General features: G+C 63.3%; 15 protein-coding genes. 9 read left to right on the forward strand and 6 right to left on the reverse strand.

Annotated elements, in window-relative coordinates; translation table 11 throughout:
• Positions 1 to 5 precede the first annotated feature (5 nt).
• Positions 6 to 1,211, reverse strand: a complete 1,206-nt coding sequence (locus IAE36_RS02995; RefSeq protein ID WP_201210087.1) for an S-(hydroxymethyl)glutathione dehydrogenase/class III alcohol dehydrogenase — start codon at positions 1,209 to 1,211, stop codon at positions 6 to 8.
• A 129-nt stretch (positions 1,212 to 1,340) separates the two neighbouring features.
• Here IAE36_RS02995 and IAE36_RS03000 point away from each other — a divergent pair, with 129 nt between their 5' ends.
• Positions 1,341 to 2,327: a GlxA family transcriptional regulator gene (locus IAE36_RS03000; RefSeq protein WP_201210089.1), complete on the forward strand. Its 987-nt coding sequence runs from the start codon at positions 1,341 to 1,343 to the stop codon at positions 2,325 to 2,327.
• 12 nt (positions 2,328 to 2,339) lie between these two features.
• Here IAE36_RS03000 and IAE36_RS03005 read toward each other — a convergent pair whose 3' ends face one another.
• Positions 2,340 to 3,521: an N-acetylmuramoyl-L-alanine amidase gene (locus tag IAE36_RS03005; protein WP_201210091.1), complete on the reverse strand. Its 1,182-nt coding sequence runs from the start codon at positions 3,519 to 3,521 to the stop codon at positions 2,340 to 2,342.
• Positions 3,522 to 3,658: 137 nt separating this feature from the next.
• Between IAE36_RS03005 and cysS the strand changes: the two genes are divergently transcribed.
• Together cysS and yidD are read left to right on the forward strand one after the other, a co-directional pair.
• Positions 3,659 to 5,074, forward strand: coding sequence for a cysteine--tRNA ligase (gene cysS, locus IAE36_RS03010; RefSeq protein ID WP_201210093.1), 1,416 nt, complete (start codon positions 3,659 to 3,661; stop codon positions 5,072 to 5,074).
• On the forward strand, positions 5,071 to 5,319 hold the full coding sequence (gene yidD, locus IAE36_RS03015) for a membrane protein insertion efficiency factor YidD (protein WP_201210094.1): 249 nt from the start codon (positions 5,071 to 5,073) through the stop codon (positions 5,317 to 5,319). The genes cysS and yidD overlap by 4 nt, the downstream gene beginning before the upstream one ends.
• A 6-nt stretch (positions 5,320 to 5,325) precedes the next feature.
• Here yidD and IAE36_RS03020 read toward each other — a convergent pair whose 3' ends face one another.
• Positions 5,326 to 6,219 (reverse strand): LysR family transcriptional regulator, encoded by an 894-nt coding sequence (locus tag IAE36_RS03020; protein WP_201210095.1) that lies wholly within the window; start codon positions 6,217 to 6,219, stop codon positions 5,326 to 5,328.
• Positions 6,220 to 6,328: 109 nt separating this feature from the next.
• Here IAE36_RS03020 and IAE36_RS03025 point away from each other — a divergent pair, with 109 nt between their 5' ends.
• The 6 genes from IAE36_RS03025 (at position 6,329) to uvsE (ending at position 13,757) form a co-directional block, all read left to right on the forward strand.
• Complete coding sequence (locus IAE36_RS03025; protein WP_201210096.1) at positions 6,329 to 7,390, forward strand: YeiH family protein; 1,062 nt, start codon at positions 6,329 to 6,331, stop codon at positions 7,388 to 7,390.
• A gap of 103 nt (positions 7,391 to 7,493) precedes the next feature.
• Entirely contained in the window at positions 7,494 to 8,867 is a 1,374-nt protein-coding gene (ppnN, locus tag IAE36_RS03030) for a nucleotide 5'-monophosphate nucleosidase PpnN (protein ID WP_028633765.1), read from the forward strand.
• A gap of 155 nt (positions 8,868 to 9,022) precedes the next feature.
• On the forward strand, positions 9,023 to 9,529 hold the full coding sequence (locus IAE36_RS03035) for a (2Fe-2S)-binding protein (protein ID WP_201210097.1): 507 nt from the start codon (positions 9,023 to 9,025) through the stop codon (positions 9,527 to 9,529).
• Positions 9,526 to 10,527, forward strand: a complete 1,002-nt coding sequence (locus IAE36_RS03040; RefSeq protein ID WP_201210098.1) for an FAD binding domain-containing protein — start codon at positions 9,526 to 9,528, stop codon at positions 10,525 to 10,527. Before IAE36_RS03035 ends, IAE36_RS03040 begins: the two co-directional genes overlap by 4 nt.
• Positions 10,524 to 12,716, forward strand: a complete 2,193-nt coding sequence (locus IAE36_RS03045) for a xanthine dehydrogenase family protein molybdopterin-binding subunit (RefSeq protein WP_201210099.1) — start codon at positions 10,524 to 10,526, stop codon at positions 12,714 to 12,716. Before IAE36_RS03040 ends, IAE36_RS03045 begins: the two co-directional genes overlap by 4 nt.
• 27 nt (positions 12,717 to 12,743) lie before the next feature.
• Positions 12,744 to 13,757 (forward strand): UV DNA damage repair endonuclease UvsE, encoded by a 1,014-nt coding sequence (gene uvsE, locus IAE36_RS03050; protein WP_201210100.1) that lies wholly within the window; start codon positions 12,744 to 12,746, stop codon positions 13,755 to 13,757.
• Positions 13,758 to 13,777: 20 nt separating this feature from the next.
• Here the strand turns inward: uvsE and IAE36_RS03055 are convergent, their stop codons facing one another.
• The 3 genes from IAE36_RS03055 to IAE36_RS03065 form a co-directional block, all read right to left on the reverse strand.
• The gene (locus tag IAE36_RS03055; protein WP_201210102.1) at positions 13,778 to 13,999 is read right to left on the reverse strand and encodes a hypothetical protein; all 222 of its coding nucleotides are present in this window, start codon (positions 13,997 to 13,999) and stop codon (positions 13,778 to 13,780) included.
• Positions 14,000 to 14,139: 140 nt separating this feature from the next.
• Positions 14,140 to 14,844, reverse strand: coding sequence for an SDR family oxidoreductase (locus IAE36_RS03060; RefSeq protein ID WP_201210104.1), 705 nt, complete (start codon positions 14,842 to 14,844; stop codon positions 14,140 to 14,142).
• Positions 14,845 to 14,925: 81 nt separating this feature from the next.
• The gene (locus tag IAE36_RS03065) at positions 14,926 to 15,831 is read right to left on the reverse strand and encodes a LysR substrate-binding domain-containing protein (RefSeq protein ID WP_201210106.1); all 906 of its coding nucleotides are present in this window, start codon (positions 15,829 to 15,831) and stop codon (positions 14,926 to 14,928) included.
• Between the last annotated feature and the right edge of the window lie 238 nt (positions 15,832 to 16,069).

The following is a 16,069-nucleotide window of genomic DNA, read 5'->3' on the forward strand; positions in this document are numbered from 1 at the left end:
TGTGCTTACACCGCCCGGTGTTCACCGTCTGGCCGAGGTATGACCCGCCCATTGCGGTCCAGGATCACGCCGGGCAAATCATGGCTCAGGGTTTCCCGTTCCTGGTAATGAATCACTGAACGTATCGCCTCGCCGCGTTTGAGCAGGTCGAAGGCGTGGTTCAGTGTTTCATGGTCCATGTTGTGAGTGATGTAAGGGTCCACGTTGATCTCCCCGCGCAGCCATTCATCCACCATGCCCGGAAGCTCGGAGCGCCCCAGTACGCCGCCGAAGGCGCTGCCTTTCCACACCCGGCCAGTTACCAGCTGGAATGGGCGCGTCGCGATTTCGTCCCCTGCCCCGGCCACCCCGATGATGATGCTCTCGCCCCAGCCTTTGTGGCAGCACTCCAGCGCCGCACGCATCAGTTCCACATTGCCCACGCACTCGAACGAGAAGTCCACGCCGCCATTGGTCATGTCGACGATCACGTCCTGCAGCGGCTCGCGGTAATCGCGGGGGTTCACGCACTCCGTCGCACCCAACGACAAGGCCAACGGGAACTTGTTGGGGTTCACGTCAATGCCGATGATGCGGCCAGCACCTTGCAGTACCGCGCCCTGGATGACCGCCATGCCGACGGCGCCGAGGCCAAACACGGCCACCGTGTCGCCTGGCCGAACCTTGGCCGTATTGCGCACAGCACCAATGCCGGTAGGGATCGCACAGCCCATGATCGACGCTTTGGCCAAGGGCGCTGCCGGGTCGATCTTGGCCACGGCAATCTCCGGCAGCACGGTGTATTCACTGAACGTGGATGTGCCCATGTAATGGAACAGGGTTTGCCCCTTGTAAGAGAAGCGGCTGGTGCCATCCGGCATGAGGCCCTCGCCCTGAGTCTTGCGGATCGACTGACAGAGGTTGGTCTTGCCGGATTTGATGAACGGGCAGTTCGGGTCTTCCGGGGTGTAGAGCGGGATAACGTGGTCGCCCGGCTTCACCGTGGTCACCCCACGGCCTACATCCTCGACGATACCTACACCTTCATGGCCGAGGATGCACGGGAACTTGCCCTCAGGGTCACGCCCCGACAAGGTGAAAACATCCGTATGGCACAGGCTGGTGGTGACGATGCGTACAAGCACCTCGCCTTCTTTCGGGCCTTCCAGGTCGACTTCTTCAAACTCCAGTGGCTGATTCGGGCCCCAGGCAATTGCGGCACGTGTTTTCATTGTTGAGCTCCGTTAGGTTATAACGTCTGCGACCTTACAGTATCTGTACGGCCCGCAACTTCCAACCCGGGTCCGTTGGCCACATGCGTCTGAAACCTGTCCGAAAACCACTGTCAAGGAAAAGCACCGATGACTCCCACCTGCAGCGGCACACGTCGCGTACACATCGTCATCTACCCAGGTTTCAAGGCGCTTGAAGCGATCGGCGCCCTCACTGTTTTCAATTATGCCAACGCGCAACTGGCCGCCAACGGTATCGCACCGCACTATGCGCTTCATCTGGTAGCGCCAAGCGGCGGCGCGGTCCAGTCCGATACCCTGGTGCACATGCAGGCCGAGGGCCTGCGCGACAGCCTGAAGCCGCACACGGCGCTGATCGTGGGTGCCCGGGATATAGACACGGCGGTGCAGCAGCATCGCTTGATCGTGGACTGGTGCAGGCATGCCGCCCACCAGGTCGAGCGGTTGGTAGGCGTGTGTTCGGGGGCCTTTTTCCTGGCCCAGGCGGGCGTGCTCGACACCCTGCAGGCCACCACACACTGGAGCGTGGCCAGCAGGCTCGCGGCAGATTTCCCGGCGGTCCAGGTCAATGCCGATGCCATCTTCATCCAGCAAGGGCGGATCTGGACCTGTGCCGGCGTGACAGCGGCCATCGACCTGAGCCTTGCGCTGGTCGAACAGGACCTGGGCCAGCCGCTTGCACTGAGTGTTGCCCGGGAACTGGTGGTGTACCTGAAACGGCCTGGCGGGCAATCCCAGTTCAGCCAGCACCTGGGCAGCCAGATGACCCCGCATGCCGGCGTCAAGGCACTGCAACTCTGGATACTCCAGCACCTGGACCAGCCCTTGACGCTGGAAGTACTGGCCAATCGCGCGAACATGAGCAGCCGCAATCTCAGGCGCGTGTTTCAGCGGGAAACCAACAGCACGCCTGCGGCGTTTATCGAACGGGCGCGGCTTGAACGGGCGCGGCGCCTGTTGGCAGACGGCGAAGCCGCACTAAAGCGTGTGGCAGCGCAGTGCGGGTTCACCTCGGAGGACAACATGAGGCGGGTGTTTCAACGCCACCTCGGGGTCACGCCCAAAGCCTACAAGGTTCAGTACAACGGCCCATGACGGGCTATCACGTCACCCCACGTTGCTGTACATCGCCGCTATCAGGCTGCCTGGCGGTGGCCGGGTCCGGAAGTAGCCTTCTATACCCGCCAAGATCGCCTGGGTGATCTTGTCCTGGTGCCGGCTGTCATGCAGCCGCTGGCAGTCGGTTGGGTTGGAGATGAAGCCGGTTTCCACCAGTATCGACGGCACAGCAGCCGACTTCAGCACGGCAAAGCCTGCCTGCTCCACCCGCGCCTGATGCAGGCGGGCGATACCGCCCAGTTGTTCGAGCACAGCATGGCCAAGGTCCAGGCTGGTGGAGATCGTTGCATTCATCGCCATGTCCAGGAGCACCCCGGCGACCATGGGGTCATCCTGTTGCAGCTTCACCGCCAGCCCTCCCCCCACCGCATCCGCACCGTTTTCACGTGCTGCCATCCAGCGCGCCATCGAGGAGCTGGCGCCGCCCTGTGAAAGGGCGAACACCGAGGCCCCTGAGGCGGTAAGCCTGGGCGCCGCGTCGGCATGGATCGAAATGAACAGGTCGGCATTCAGCCGCTGCGCCACCTCGGCACGTTTACGCAGGGGGATGAACACGTCATCGCTGCGCACCAGCCGGGCCTTGTAGCCCTTCTGCGCGTCCACCCGCCTGGCCAGGCGCTTGGCGATGTCCAACGCCACGCGCTTTTCCTGCTCACCCCGGGCACCCACGGCGCCTGGGTCTTTACCGCCGTGCCCGGCATCGATTACCACCAGCAAGTCGCGTTCACGGCCACGCGAGGCCAGCGCGGTAGCCGGGGCTGCGAGGGGCGCAAGGCGCTTGTCAGTGCCCGTTGGCAACCACAGCTCCAGCCTGCCCCCGCGATGATGCAACTCACCCTGAATACCTGGCCCGGCAAGGTCCAGCACGATCCGCAGGTCGCCAAACGAGGTTGTGCCGCTACGAATCGCGACCACCGGTGTGTCGTGCAGGTTCAAGGCAGCCAATGGCGCGCCGAGCTGTGTATTGTGCAGGTCGATGACCACCCGAGGAGGCGATTGCAGGCTGAAACTGTTCGCGACCGCCGGGCCATCAAGGCTCAGTACCAGCTTGGTGACGCCTGGTGAACGCACAATTTCAACATTTCGCAGGCGCTGTGCTGCATAGACCTGCAGCGAAGCGGGAAGGGCCAGCCCCGCCAGTAAAAATTTCAAAAGGCTACGTCTGTCCATACTGCTTCCACACCATGGTTTCTCTGGTACGCACGATAATGTTACGTTATAACACTTATATCGTTTTCTGTACCCAGCCCTCTGCTCAGAAAGAGCAGGCACCAGGGCCTGCCCGGTAGCAGCCAAGGCTTGAACCCATGACGTCGATCATCCAGTTGCACAACACCCTTACTCGCCGCAAGGAACCGCTTACCCCTCAAGACCCGGACCGGGTCACCCTGTATGTATGCGGGCCAACGGTTTATAACTACGCCCACATTGGCAACGCCAGGCCAGCCATCGTCTTCGACGTGCTGGCCAGGGTATTGCGCCAGGGGTATGGCCAGGTTGTTTACGCCCGCAACTTCACAGACGTGGACGACAAGATCAACGCAGCCGCGCACGCCTGCGGGCTGCCCATTTCGGCGATCACCGGGCGCTACATCGAGGCCTACCACGACGACATGCGTGCGCTGGGCGTCGCCGCACCGGACCTCGAGCCACGCGTTACCGATCACATACCGGATATCATCGAACTGGTGGAAACGCTGATCGAACGTGGCCATGCTTATGTGGCTCAAGGGCATGTGTTGTTTCACGTGCCCTCCTACGCGGCTTACGGCCAACTGTCGGGCCGCCGCCCGCAAGACATGTTGGCTGGCGCCCGCGTGGAAGTGGCCCCCTACAAGCGTGACCCGCTCGACTTCGTGCTGTGGAAGCCCTCCCCGGCGTCCATGCCCGGCTGGGGCAGCCCTTGGGGCCGAGGCCGGCCAGGCTGGCACGTGGAGTGCTCCGCCATGATCGGGCGACACCTGGGCCACACCATCGATATTCACGGCGGTGGGCAGGACCTGATCTTCCCTCACCACGAGAACGAGATCGCACAGGGCACCTGCGCGCACGGTGCGCTGTATTGCGGAATGTGGGTGCACAACAGCTTTGTTACGGTGGATGGGCAGAAAATGTCCAAATCCCTGGGTAACGTGTTGCTGGTGCGGGACTTACTGAAACAAGCGCCCGGCGAAGCCATCAGGCTAGCGCTGCTTTCAACCCATTATCGACGCCCACTGGACTGGAACGCGCACCGGTTGCAGATGGCAGTGCAAACGCTGACCAACTTCTACAGGTCGTTGCAGCAGGCCTGTGCCGTCGCCCTCCCATCGCCTGTCGGTCCAGACCCACAGGTGCTCGCCGCACTGAACAATGACCTAGGGGTGGCCAAGGCATTGGCGCGTCTGCATGCATTGCGCGCAGCGCTGGACAATGCCACCAGCGCACACTCGCGTTCGCAGCTGGCTGCCAGGCTGGTCGCCTCCGCCCGGCTGCTGGGCCTGCTGCAGCAAGCGCCGGAGCAGGCATTGACGCAACTGGCGCCCCACACAGAATATGACTCAGCCACTCACCGCCACCGGCAGTACCTTGAGGCAACACTGCTGGCCCGCGAGCGCGCACGGCGCGCCGGGGACTACGCCACCGCCGATGCGTTGCGCGCCGAACTGCTGGCGGCAGGCTTCGGCATCGAAGACACTGCGCAAGGCGCCCGACTGCGCCCCTGCGCCAGGAGCGTGATATGAAACAGTGGCCACGTCTGGCACTCGTCGCTCTGATCCGCGGCTACCAGCTGATCATCAGCCCTCTGCTTGGGCCGCGCTGTCGGTTCTACCCTTCCTGTTCACACTACGCCATCGAGGCCCTACGGGTGCACGGCGCTGGGCGGGGCAGCTGGTTGACGCTGCTTAGGCTGCTGCGGTGCCATCCGCTAAACCCAGGCGGGGTCGACCCGGTGCCGCCTAGAAAAAACAGTACTGATGCGCCGTGAGCCCCTTCAACGCGCATCCGGTTCCTGCAGCCCGATACAGAGCTCGTAAAACCGCGCCGCCACCCGTGATGGGCTGGCAGCATGGGGCATCAGGATTGAAAAGCGCCTGACCAGCGCCTGTGGCGCGATGGGTATTCTGCACAAGGCGCCATCCTCGTGCCGGATCGACATGGCCGATACAAAGCCAATGCCCATGCCCGCACGCACCGCCTCCTTCACCCCTTCTACCCCCGCAATCTCCAGGGCCACTCGCATCGCCACCCCACTGCGGGCGAAGGCCCGCTCTACGATCTGCCGCACCCCGGAGCCACCCTCGCGCAGCACCAGCGGGTAAGCCCCCAGTGCTGCCATGGTTTGCGAAGCCGTGCCAGCCAGCGGGTGGCCGCTAGGCACGATGGCGACAATCTCGTCTTCTCGCCACGCTGTGACCTCGGTGCCCACGGGCAATGCCTGGCCAGCCGGGCCCTCGATCATGGCGATGTCTACGCTGTCCAGCGCTGCCAGAATCTCGGCAGTGTTGCCCTGGGTGGTGGTGATGAGCACGTCAGGGTAGCGCGCCTGGAAGTCGGCAATCAGATAGGGCAGCAGGTAGCTGGCTGGCGTGGTACTGGCACCGATGCGCAAGGTGCCCCGCTCCAGCCCGCGCATGGCTTCCCGCAGCGCCTGGGCCTGGCGGTAGGTGTCGCGCAGGCGTGTGGCGTGTGCGAGCAACTGCAGGCCGGCGTCAGTGAGCTTTACCCCGCGGCCCGCCCGTTGATACAGAGGCTCGCCAAAGGTCTCCTGCAGCACCTTCAGCTGCCCCGACACGGCGGGCTGGGACAGATGTAGTGCCTGCGCCGCGTGGCTGATATTGCCGTACTGGGCGACGGTGGCGAAGGTTATAAGCTGTTCTGGTGTCATGAAAGTAAAGTATCAGCTGTGGAGATATTTGCCATTTCAAATTACGATTTTTTATAAGCTTATAACCAGATTATCGTGGCCCTGTCTTATCCCCTGCCAGGTGAATGCCATGATCACGTCTTCCACCCCCTCGGCGGCAACCCCGGTACTGACCACCCGCGGCCGGCTCAACGGTGTGCTGTTCGTGGCACTCTTCGCCCTCGCCGTCACCCAACTGGCCGCCATGCCCTTCATCGCCGGCCTTGGTATCAGCCCGCTGATCATCGGCATTGTTGCGGGTGCGCTGTATGGCAATGCGTTGCGCGAGGGGCTGCCGGCCAGCTGGGCTGCAGGTGTGAACTTTTCTGCACGCGGCCTGCTGCGTATCGCCGTCGCCCTGTTCGGGCTGCGGGTAAGCCTGCAGGAGATCGCTCAGGTGGGTTGGCCAGGGCTGCTGGTGTCTGTACTGGTGGTGGGTAGCACACTGTTGATCGGCCTGTGGTGCGGCACCCGGCTGCTGGGGCTGGACCGCGACACAGCCCTGCTCACGGCCGCAGGCAGCGCGATCTGCGGCGCTGCGGCAGTGCTGGCATTCGAGTCGGCGCTGCGCAGTGCCCCACACAAAAGTGCCATGGCGGTGGGCAGCGTGGTGCTGTTCGGTACCGTGTCAATGCTGCTGTACCCGGTGCTGGTCAACAGCGGCTGGCTGCACCTTGATACCCTGGCCGCCGGGCTGTGGGTGGGCGGCACACTCCACGAAGTGGCGCAAGTGGTGGGAGCAGCCAGCAACATCAGCCCGCAGGCTACCTATATTGCCACGATCGTGAAGATGACCCGGGTCATGATGCTGGTGCCGGTGCTGCCGCTGGTGGGTGTGTGGGTGAACCGCACACGCCAGGCCGGGCTGGCCCAGGGCAAAGGCCGCATCAACGTGCCGTGGTTCGCCTTTGGTTTCCTCGCACTGGTGGTGGTGAACTCGCTGCAGGTACTGCCGGCAAGCTTCACCCAGGCCGTAAATGGGTTGGACACCTTCGCGTTGACCATGGCCATGACTGCCCTGGGCATGGAGACGCGTATCGATCAGATCCGCCAGGCAGGGCCGCGAGCACTGATTACCGGGGCGATCCTGAACCTGTGGCTGCTGGTCGGCGGCCTGGGCATCACACTCGGCGTGCTGAAGCTGCTGGGGTAATGGGCCATTTGGAGGCTTTTTTTCTACCCCCCTCGTTGCCGCCCACATTTCTCGGTATGGTGTTGTCAAAGAAGGATGTTTTACCCGCACAGGAAAGACTTAGATGCCTCAACGCCATGTCATCAATGCATCCGTCAGCCCCAAAGGCAGCCTGGAGACGCTGTCACAACGTGAAGTGCAGCAACTGAGCGAAGCCGGCTCCGGCAGCCTCTACACCTTGTTCCGCCAGTGCGCCCTGGCCATCCTCAACACCGGCGCCCATGTCGACAATGCCAAGACCATCCTCGAGGCCTACCAGGACTTCGAAGTGCGTATCCACCAGCAGGACCGTGGCGTACGCCTGGAGCTACTGAACGCGCCCGCCGACGCGTTCGTCGATGGCGAGATGATCGCCAGCACCCGTGAAATGCTGTTCAGCGCCCTGCGCGACATCGTCTACACCGAGAGCGAGCTGGCCAGCCAGCGCATCGACCTGGAAAGCTCCCAGGGCATTACCGATTATGTCTTCCACCTGCTGCGCAACGCCCGCACCCTGCGCCCGGGCGTGGAACCGAAGATGGTGGTGTGCTGGGGTGGCCACTCGATCAGCACCGAGGAATACCAGTACACCAAGAAGGTCGGCCACGAGCTGGGCCTGCGCAAGCTGGATATCTGCACCGGCTGCGGCCCGGGTGTGATGAAGGGCCCCATGAAGGGCGCCACCATCGCACATGCCAAGCAGCGCATGCCGGGCAGCCGTTACCTGGGCCTGACCGAGCCGGGCATCATCGCCGCCGAGGCGCCTAACCCGATCGTCAACGAGCTGGTCATCCTGCCAGATATCGAAAAACGCCTTGAAGCGTTTGTGCGTGTCGGCCACGGCATCATCATTTTCCCGGGCGGTGCGGGCACGGCGGAGGAGTTCCTCTACCTGCTGGGCATCCTCATGCACCCGGACAACCAGGATGTACCGTTCCCTGTGGTACTGACCGGGCCCCGTAGCGCCGAGCCCTACCTGCAGCAATTGCATGCGTTTGTCGGCGCGACCCTGGGCGAGGCAGCGCACCGGTTCTACCAGATCATCATCGACGACCCGGCAGAGGTAGCCCGGCACATGGTGGAGGGGCTCAAGCAGGTGAAGCAGTTCCGCCGTGAACGTAACGATGCGTTCCACTTCAACTGGCTGCTCAAGATCGAAGAAAGCTTCCAGCGGCCGTTCGATCCCACGCACCAGGCAATGGCCGACCTTGCGCTGCGCCGCGACCTGCCGCCGCACGAACTGGCGGCGAACCTGCGCCGGGCGTTTTCCGGCATTGTGGCGGGTAATGTGAAGGACAAAGGGATCCGCCTGATCGAGGAGCACGGGCCCTACCAGATCCGCGGCGACAGCGCCGTGCTGGACCCGCTGGGGCGTTTGCTGCAGGCGTTTGTCGACCAGCACCGGATGAAGTTACCCGGTGGGGCGGCGTACGTGCCTTGCTACCAAGTGGTGACCTGACCCACCCAACTGCCGCTGCATAAAAGGCAAACCACAGTACTCACGGGCAAAAATAACTGCGCCTGGGCATACAGGCTGAACGTTCCTGGCCCCACGCAAGTCGCAGCACTAAGACACAGACCACTGTGCGCACCCGACCCGTGAGGACCTGCACCATGACCGCAACCCCTGACCAGAGCGCCCTACAGCGCCCTTTGCAGATGACCATCAACGGTGAGCACAAGGCGCTGACCGTATACCCCTGGACCACCCTGCTCGACCTGCTGCGCGAACAGCTGGACCTGGCCGGCACCAAGAAAGGCTGCGACCACGGCCAGTGTGGCGCCTGCACGGTGCTGCGCGATGGCAAGCGCATCAACGCCTGTCTGACCTTGGCGGTGATGTGTGAAGGTGCCGAGCTGGTCACTATCGAAGGCCTGGCCGACGGCGACCGCTTGCACCCCATGCAGCAAGCCTTCATCACTCAGGATGCGTTCCAGTGCGGGTATTGCACACCAGGGCAGATCTGCTCGGCGGTGGGCCTTGCCAATGAAGGGCGAGCCCACAACCGCGATGACATCCGTGAACTGATGAGCGGCAACCTGTGCCGCTGCGGCGCCTACAGCAACATCGTTGCTGCGGTGGAAGAAGCCTTGCCCTTGATCAAAGGGGCACGCCCATGACCCCTTTCAGCTATCACAAGCCGGCGTCACTCGATGAGGCCGTGAGCCTTGCAGGCCCGTCATCACGCTTCATTGCCGGGGGCACCAACCTGGTCGACCTGATGAAGGAAAACGTCGAGCGCCCTGAACACCTGATCGACATCACGGGCCTGGCCCTGAAGGCGATCGAGGAAACCCCCGAAGGTGGCGTAATGATCGGCGCGCTGGTCAGCAATGCCGACCTGGCCTGGCACCCGTTTGTCGAAGCGCGCTACCCCTTGCTGGCCCAGGCCATTCTGGCCGGCGCGTCCCCGCAGCTGCGCAACATGGCCAGCACCGGCGGCAACCTGCTGCAACGCACCCGTTGCTATTACTTCTACGACACTGGTACCCCTTGCAACAAACGCGAGCCAGGCAGCGGGTGCCCCGCGCGCCAAGGCCTCAATCGTATGCACGCCATCCTCGGCGCCAGTGACGACTGCGTAGCCACACACCCTTCGGACATGTGCGTGGCACTGGCCGCACTCGCGGCAGTTGTGCACGTTCACGGGCCCGCAGGGGCGCGGCAAATACCGTTTGCCGATTTCCATCGCCTGCCTGGGGACACGCCGCAGCGTGACAACCAGCTCGCCCAGGATGAGCTGATCACCGGCATCGAGCTGCCCGCTGAACCGTTTGCAGTGCACTGCCGCTATATCAAGGTGCGTGACCGGGCTTCCTATGCCTTCGCCCTTGTGTCGGTGGCGGCTGCGTTGCAGATCGAGAACGGGGTTATTCGCGAGGCGCGCCTGGCGTTGGGTGGTGTCGCACACAAGCCATGGCGAGACCCGTCAGTGGAAGCCCTGTTGCAGGGCAAACCCGCTAGTACCGAGCTGTTCACTCACGCTGCCGATGCCCTGCTGCAGGCGGCGAAACCGCTTGCCCAGAACGGCTTCAAAGTGCCGCTTGCGCGCAGCACCATTATCCGCGCACTGAGCGAGGCCTGCGCAGCCGACAACAGCCAGGGGGGTATGCAATGAACAGTGTCGTGGGAACACCCATGGACCGCGTGGACGGCGCGGCCAAAGTCACCGGCCAGGCCCGTTATGCCGCCGATTACCCGCAAGAAGGCCTGCTGCATGCCAGCGTGGTGTCCAGCACCATCGCCCGTGGTCGGGTGGTGAAGGTGAACAGCGAAAAGGCCCTGCAAGTGCCAGGCGTGATCGCCGTGCTGGACCATACCAACCGCCCGCACGTGTCCAGCTACGATGACGACTACAGCGACGACGACGCCGCCGAAGGCTCGCCCTTCCGCCCATTGTTCAATGATCGCGTACTGTACAGCGGCCAGCCGCTGGCGCTGGTGATTGCAGATACCCTGGAGCTGGCCCGCTACGCCGGCTCACTTGTGACCATTGAGTACAGCCAGGAAGCGCATCAATCCGACTTGCTCGCTGCGCTTGAGCAAACCCACGAAGCCCCCGCCGAAACACCAGAACCTCGCGGTGATTTTGCAGGGCATTTCGCGGGGGCCGATGCCAAGGTGGACGTGACCTACCTGACCGCCAACGAGCATCACAACCCCATGGAGCCCCACGCCTCGACGGTGTGCTATCAGGCCGACGGCAGCCTGGTCATCCACGACAAAACCCAGGGCACGCAGAATTGCCAGGAATACCTGCACAATATCTTCGGGCTGCCCAAAGACAAGCTACGGATCAAAGCGGCTTTTGTCGGCGGCGCGTTCGGCTCCGGCCTGCGCCCGCAGTACCAGCTGCCCCTGGCGGTGATGGCTGCGCTGCACCTCAAGCGCTCGGTGCGTCTCACCCTCACGCGCCAGCAAATGTTCACTTTCGGCTATCGTCCACGCACCCAGCAACGCCTGCGCCTGGGCGTGGATAAACGCCGAGCCCTGGTCGCCATCGGGCACGATGCCATCGGCCAGACATCGCGCTTCGAAGACTTCACCGAACACCTGGTGGAATGGAGCGGCATGTTGTACCAGTGTGACAACGTGGCGTTGAGCTACCGCCTGGCGCCGCTGGATGTCTACACACCCCTGGACATGCGCGCCCCAGGCGCAGGCTCCGGGGTACTGGCGTTGGAGTGCGCGATGGACGAACTGGCCAGTGCCGCCGGGCTGGACCCGGTGGAACTGCGCAAGCGCAACTTCGCCAGCCACAATGCCAACGAAGGCAAGCCCTACTCGAGCAAGGAGCTGCTTGCCTGCTATGAGCAGGGTGCCGAGCGCTTTGGCTGGGCCCGGCGGCAGGCCACGCCCGGGTCCATGCGCGACGGTAACCAGCGCATCGGCTGGGGCATGGCGGGTGGTGTGTGGGAGGCCATGCAGATGAAGGCCAGTGCCAAGGCCAGCCTGGACAGCGCCGGGCACCTGACTGTCAGCAGTGCGACCACTGACATCGGCACGGGTACGTACACGGTGATGACCCAGATTGCGGCCGACGCCGCGGGTATCGACGTAGGTAACGTAACCTTCAAACTGGGCGATTCCTCGTTGCCTACCGCGCCGTTGCAAGGGGGCTCGTTCACCGTGTCGTCGGTTGGCTCTGCGGTACGCCAGGCGTGCCTCACGTTACGCGAACGGCTGATCGAGCGTGCCCGCCAGCAGCGGCCTGAGTTGGCAAGCGAAGCGGATACCGCTTTCACCCTTGAAAACGGCCAGGTGAAGGCCGGCAAGCATTCAGTCCCGTTGGCTGAACTGCTGGCCGTGGACGCTCAGCAATGCCTGGAGGTGCAGGTCGAAGCCAACCCGGACGACAAGCGCAAGCCCTACTCAACCGCTACCCACTCGGCCGTGTTCGTGGAGGTGCAGGTGGACGACGACCTGGGCACGGTCCGCGTTACCCGAGTGGTCAGCGCGGTGGCGGCCGGGCGCGTTGTCAACCCAAAGACCGCACGCAGCCAGATACTCGGTGGCGTTGTCTGGGGCATAGGCATGGCGCTGCATGAAGAAAGCCAGACCGACCATGCCCTGGGGCGCATCCTTAACCACAACCTGGCTGAGTACCATGTGCCGGTGAACGCCGACATCGGCGACATCGACGTCATCTTCGTCGAGGAAGACGACCGCGTGGTCAACGCGCTGGGTTCCAAGGGGGTGGGTGAAATCGGCGTGGTGGGTGTGGCGGCAGCGGTGGCCAATGCCATCTACCATGCCACCGGCAAACGTGTGCGTGAGTTCCCCATCACGCTGGACAAACTGATCTGAACGGGCTGGGCCCTCTGGAGCATCCCCATGTCACGCCTGGGCTTTGCCTGCATGTACCGGCACCCTCACCGCAGCCTGGCGGTGAAGGCGCTGGAAACCATCGAACGCACGTTCAACCCGCGTACCACCACCTTGCGTTGGGTCAGCGGGGCCAGCCAGGAGGCGGCCCGCGCCAAACTGCTCGAACTGGTGCAGCACAACCTCGACGCCCAGCTTCGGCTGCTGGCCTATGTCAGCGAGCTGCCCCCTGCCCTGCGCATGTTGCGGCTGAGCAGTGACCTGTTGCCGTTGTACAGCCACCCCAGCGTGGCGCATGTGTACCAGGAAGCCGATTTTCAGGGGCTGATGGCTGAGCGGTTTGCGGCGATCGGCGCCCTGGCGCGTCAGCAGGATATTCGGCTGTCGTTCCATCCTGGCCAGTACTGCGTACTGGGCTCGGATCGCCCGGAGGTGGTGGAGAACAGCCTGGCCGAGTTCGAATACCACGCGGACATGATCCGCATGATGGGCTACGGCAAGGTATTCCAGGACTTCAAATGCAATATCCACATTGCAGGCCGCCTGGGGGGTGAAGGCATCCGGCATGTATGGCCGCGCCTGTCCCAGGTGTCACGCAACGTGATCACGTTCGAGAATGACGAAAAAACCTATGGCCTGGACGACTGCCTGGCACTGGCCGACCTGGCACCGGTGGTGCTGGATATCCACCACTGCTGGATCCACGAGGGCGATTACATCGACCCCGCCGACCCACGGGTGGCGCGGGTGATCGACAGCTGGCGCGGTGTGCGCCCCACGATGCACTACTCGCAACCCCCTGAGCACCTGCAGGCATTGGGCTTCACCGCCGAGCGCAAACTGGTGATGGATGAGTTGCTGGCGCAGGTGAACAAGCGCGACCTGTATGCGCACAGCGCAATGATGTGGAACGACTGGACCAACCGCTACGCGCTGCAGTTCACCCAATGGTTCGACATCATGTTCGAATGCAAGGACAAGAACCTGGCAACCCTGGACTACTACCACCGTTACCTGGCCTGATCTACGGCCCCCGGCAGCCTTCAGTCGCTGCCGGTTCGGCCCTCGGCCTCCACACAGCCATTGCGGCACGTGCACTCGTACTCCGCCTGCGCGCGGGTGGGCAGGTTCAGGCTCAGCCGTATTTTGTCCTGGGTATCGTAGAGGTCATACCCTTGCCCCAGTGCGGATGGAAAGCCGATGCGTCGTGGGTGTATTTCTCGTATCAACGGTACAGCGGGAACCACAACGAAGCGCGTCTGCATGATCGTCCCTCTCCGGCAGTACCTTAGTATTAGTCCTGCTATGAGAAAGCATCAAGCACACTCATGCAATTTGGCGCCCGATTGCCGGTTGCCCTGACCTACGGTAGTGGCTGGCCCTGACGCATCGTTCAACGGCAGTTTCAGACGCTGCGGGTAAGCCCGCCATCCACCCTGATGTTCTGGCCTGTTATATAGGCGGCGCCGTCGCTGGCCAGGAACCCGACCGTGGCGGCGATCTCATCGCTGCTGCCGTACCGCTGGAGCGGTACGCTCTCGCGGCGCTGCTCGGTGGCCGGCAAGCTGTCGATCCAGCCGGGCAGCACATTGTTGATGCGAATGTTGTCAGCGGCGTAGGTGTCGGCGTAGATCTTGCTGAAGGCAGCCAGGCCTGCGCGCATCACCGCCGAGGTGGGGAACAGGTCACTGGGTTCGAAGGCCCAGGCGCTGGAGATATTGATGATGACCCCGCTTTGCTGACGCTGCATTACCGGTGTCACCAGCCGCGTGGGGCGGATCACATTGAGCAGGTAGGTGTCCATGCCCAGGTGCCAGTCGTCATCACTGATGTCCAATATCGGCCCCCGGGGGCCATGGCCGGCACTGTTGACCAGTACATCGATGCGGCCCCACTTGCGGACCACTCCCTCGACAAGGCGCTGGAGGTCACCTACCGACTGGTTGCTGCCAGTGATGCCGAAGCCATTCAGCTCCTCAGCCAATACCTCGCCTTTGCCAGATGAGGACAGGATGCCGACCTTGAAACCGTCGGCGGCAAGCCGGCGGGCTGCCGCTGCGCCCATGCCGCTACCGCCTGCCGTGATGATCGCTACCTTTTCAGTTGCCATATTGCCTCCAGTGGTTCGCGGGAAATGCGTGAACTCACGGTAGCAGCGATACCAAGGTGCAGGTAGGCAGCCGGCACTGGGCTAGGCAGTAGATTTTCTATCGCCTGCTTCGGTTTGCAACCAGTCGATCACCGCCTGCAACGTAGGGTGAGGCCGGCCCTTGCGCGGCCAGACCAGATAGAACGCTTTGTCCAGCTGCAGTTGCTGGGGCAGCGCCAACGCCAGCCTGCCGGCGGCAATGTCGTCGCAGACAAACGCGTAACTTGCCAACGCGATGCCCTGCCCGCCCACCGCCGCCTCGATAGCCAGCGAGGTCTGGTTGAAACGTACTGATCGGGCCGCGGCCGGCGGGTGGCCCGGAAATGCCGCGGCGCAAAACGAAGGCCAGAAGTCATGCGCATCGTGCAATGCCACGTAGCGTTGCAACGCGGCAAACGTCTCTGGCGGCCCGTTTTCGCTCAGCAACCCCGGGCTCACCACGGCAACGATGGGCTGCTCCATCAGCAGCAGGGTTTCCAGCCCAGGGCCAAATGGCGGACGACCGTAGCGCGCCGCCAGGTCCACGCCATCGGTATGAAAATGTGAAAGCCGGTCGGTGGCCAGTACCCGCAGGTCAATCCCAGGGTGTAGCTCTGCAAGCTGGCCCAACCGTGGGATCAGCCATTTGGAGGCGAACGTAGGGGTCACGCTGACCGTAAGGTGCAAGGCCGCCGGTCGCAGCGACCGTGTTGCATCGTCGATCATGGCCAGGGCGCTGCGCACGCTGTGGCTATAGGCACGCCCTGCATCGGTCAGCCCGAGCCCGCGTGGCAACCGCTCGAACAGGCGTACCTGCAGGGTGGCCTCCAGCCCACGCACCTGCTGGGCAACGGCCGCCTGGGTTACGCCAATTTCTTCGGCCGCGAGGCGAAAGTTGAGGTGACGGGCCACCACTTCAAACACCCGTAGTGCGTTGAGCGATGGCAGTTCAGGGAAACCGACGGGCATGGGTTGGGTATCTGGGGCTGGATGAGGGTTTGCAGGCTAGCTGCAATGGGGCGGGAAGTCGATCTTGGCCTGGGATGGCAGCGCAGGGTTTCGGATTTTATATGGCCGGCCCCCCCACGCCGACCGGTTTGCGGGTAGACGGGTGTGAAGGCTTACAGGTGCCTGCCTCGAGGGTTTTTTCGCCTGTGAGATCGAGCGCCGCCCGCGCGGCGCATCGCGAGCTGCGCTCGCTCCTACG

The organism is Pseudomonas sp. S36, from assembly GCF_016647875.1.
Taxonomy (GTDB): domain Bacteria; phylum Pseudomonadota; class Gammaproteobacteria; order Pseudomonadales; family Pseudomonadaceae; genus Aquipseudomonas; species Aquipseudomonas parafulva.

Coding starts and splice junctions, on each gene's coding strand:
- IAE36_RS02995 (WP_201210087.1), bottom strand. CDS start 1,211: ATGAAAACACGTGCCGCAATTGCCTGGGGCCCGAATCAGCCACTGGAG.
- IAE36_RS03000 (WP_201210089.1), top strand. CDS start 1,341: ATGACTCCCACCTGCAGCGGCACACGTCGCGTACACATCGTCATCTAC.
- IAE36_RS03005 (WP_201210091.1), bottom strand. CDS start 3,521: ATGGACAGACGTAGCCTTTTGAAATTTTTACTGGCGGGGCTGGCCCTT.
- cysS (WP_201210093.1), top strand. CDS start 3,659: ATGACGTCGATCATCCAGTTGCACAACACCCTTACTCGCCGCAAGGAA.
- yidD (WP_201210094.1), top strand. CDS start 5,071: ATGAAACAGTGGCCACGTCTGGCACTCGTCGCTCTGATCCGCGGCTAC.
- IAE36_RS03020 (WP_201210095.1), bottom strand. CDS start 6,219: ATGACACCAGAACAGCTTATAACCTTCGCCACCGTCGCCCAGTACGGC.
- IAE36_RS03025 (WP_201210096.1), top strand. CDS start 6,329: ATGATCACGTCTTCCACCCCCTCGGCGGCAACCCCGGTACTGACCACC.
- ppnN (WP_028633765.1), top strand. CDS start 7,494: ATGCCTCAACGCCATGTCATCAATGCATCCGTCAGCCCCAAAGGCAGC.
- IAE36_RS03035 (WP_201210097.1), top strand. CDS start 9,023: ATGACCGCAACCCCTGACCAGAGCGCCCTACAGCGCCCTTTGCAGATG.
- IAE36_RS03040 (WP_201210098.1), top strand. CDS start 9,526: ATGACCCCTTTCAGCTATCACAAGCCGGCGTCACTCGATGAGGCCGTG.
- IAE36_RS03045 (WP_201210099.1), top strand. CDS start 10,524: ATGAACAGTGTCGTGGGAACACCCATGGACCGCGTGGACGGCGCGGCC.
- uvsE (WP_201210100.1), top strand. CDS start 12,744: ATGTCACGCCTGGGCTTTGCCTGCATGTACCGGCACCCTCACCGCAGC.
- IAE36_RS03055 (WP_201210102.1), bottom strand. CDS start 13,999: ATGCAGACGCGCTTCGTTGTGGTTCCCGCTGTACCGTTGATACGAGAA.
- IAE36_RS03060 (WP_201210104.1), bottom strand. CDS start 14,844: ATGGCAACTGAAAAGGTAGCGATCATCACGGCAGGCGGTAGCGGCATG.
- IAE36_RS03065 (WP_201210106.1), bottom strand. CDS start 15,831: ATGCCCGTCGGTTTCCCTGAACTGCCATCGCTCAACGCACTACGGGTG.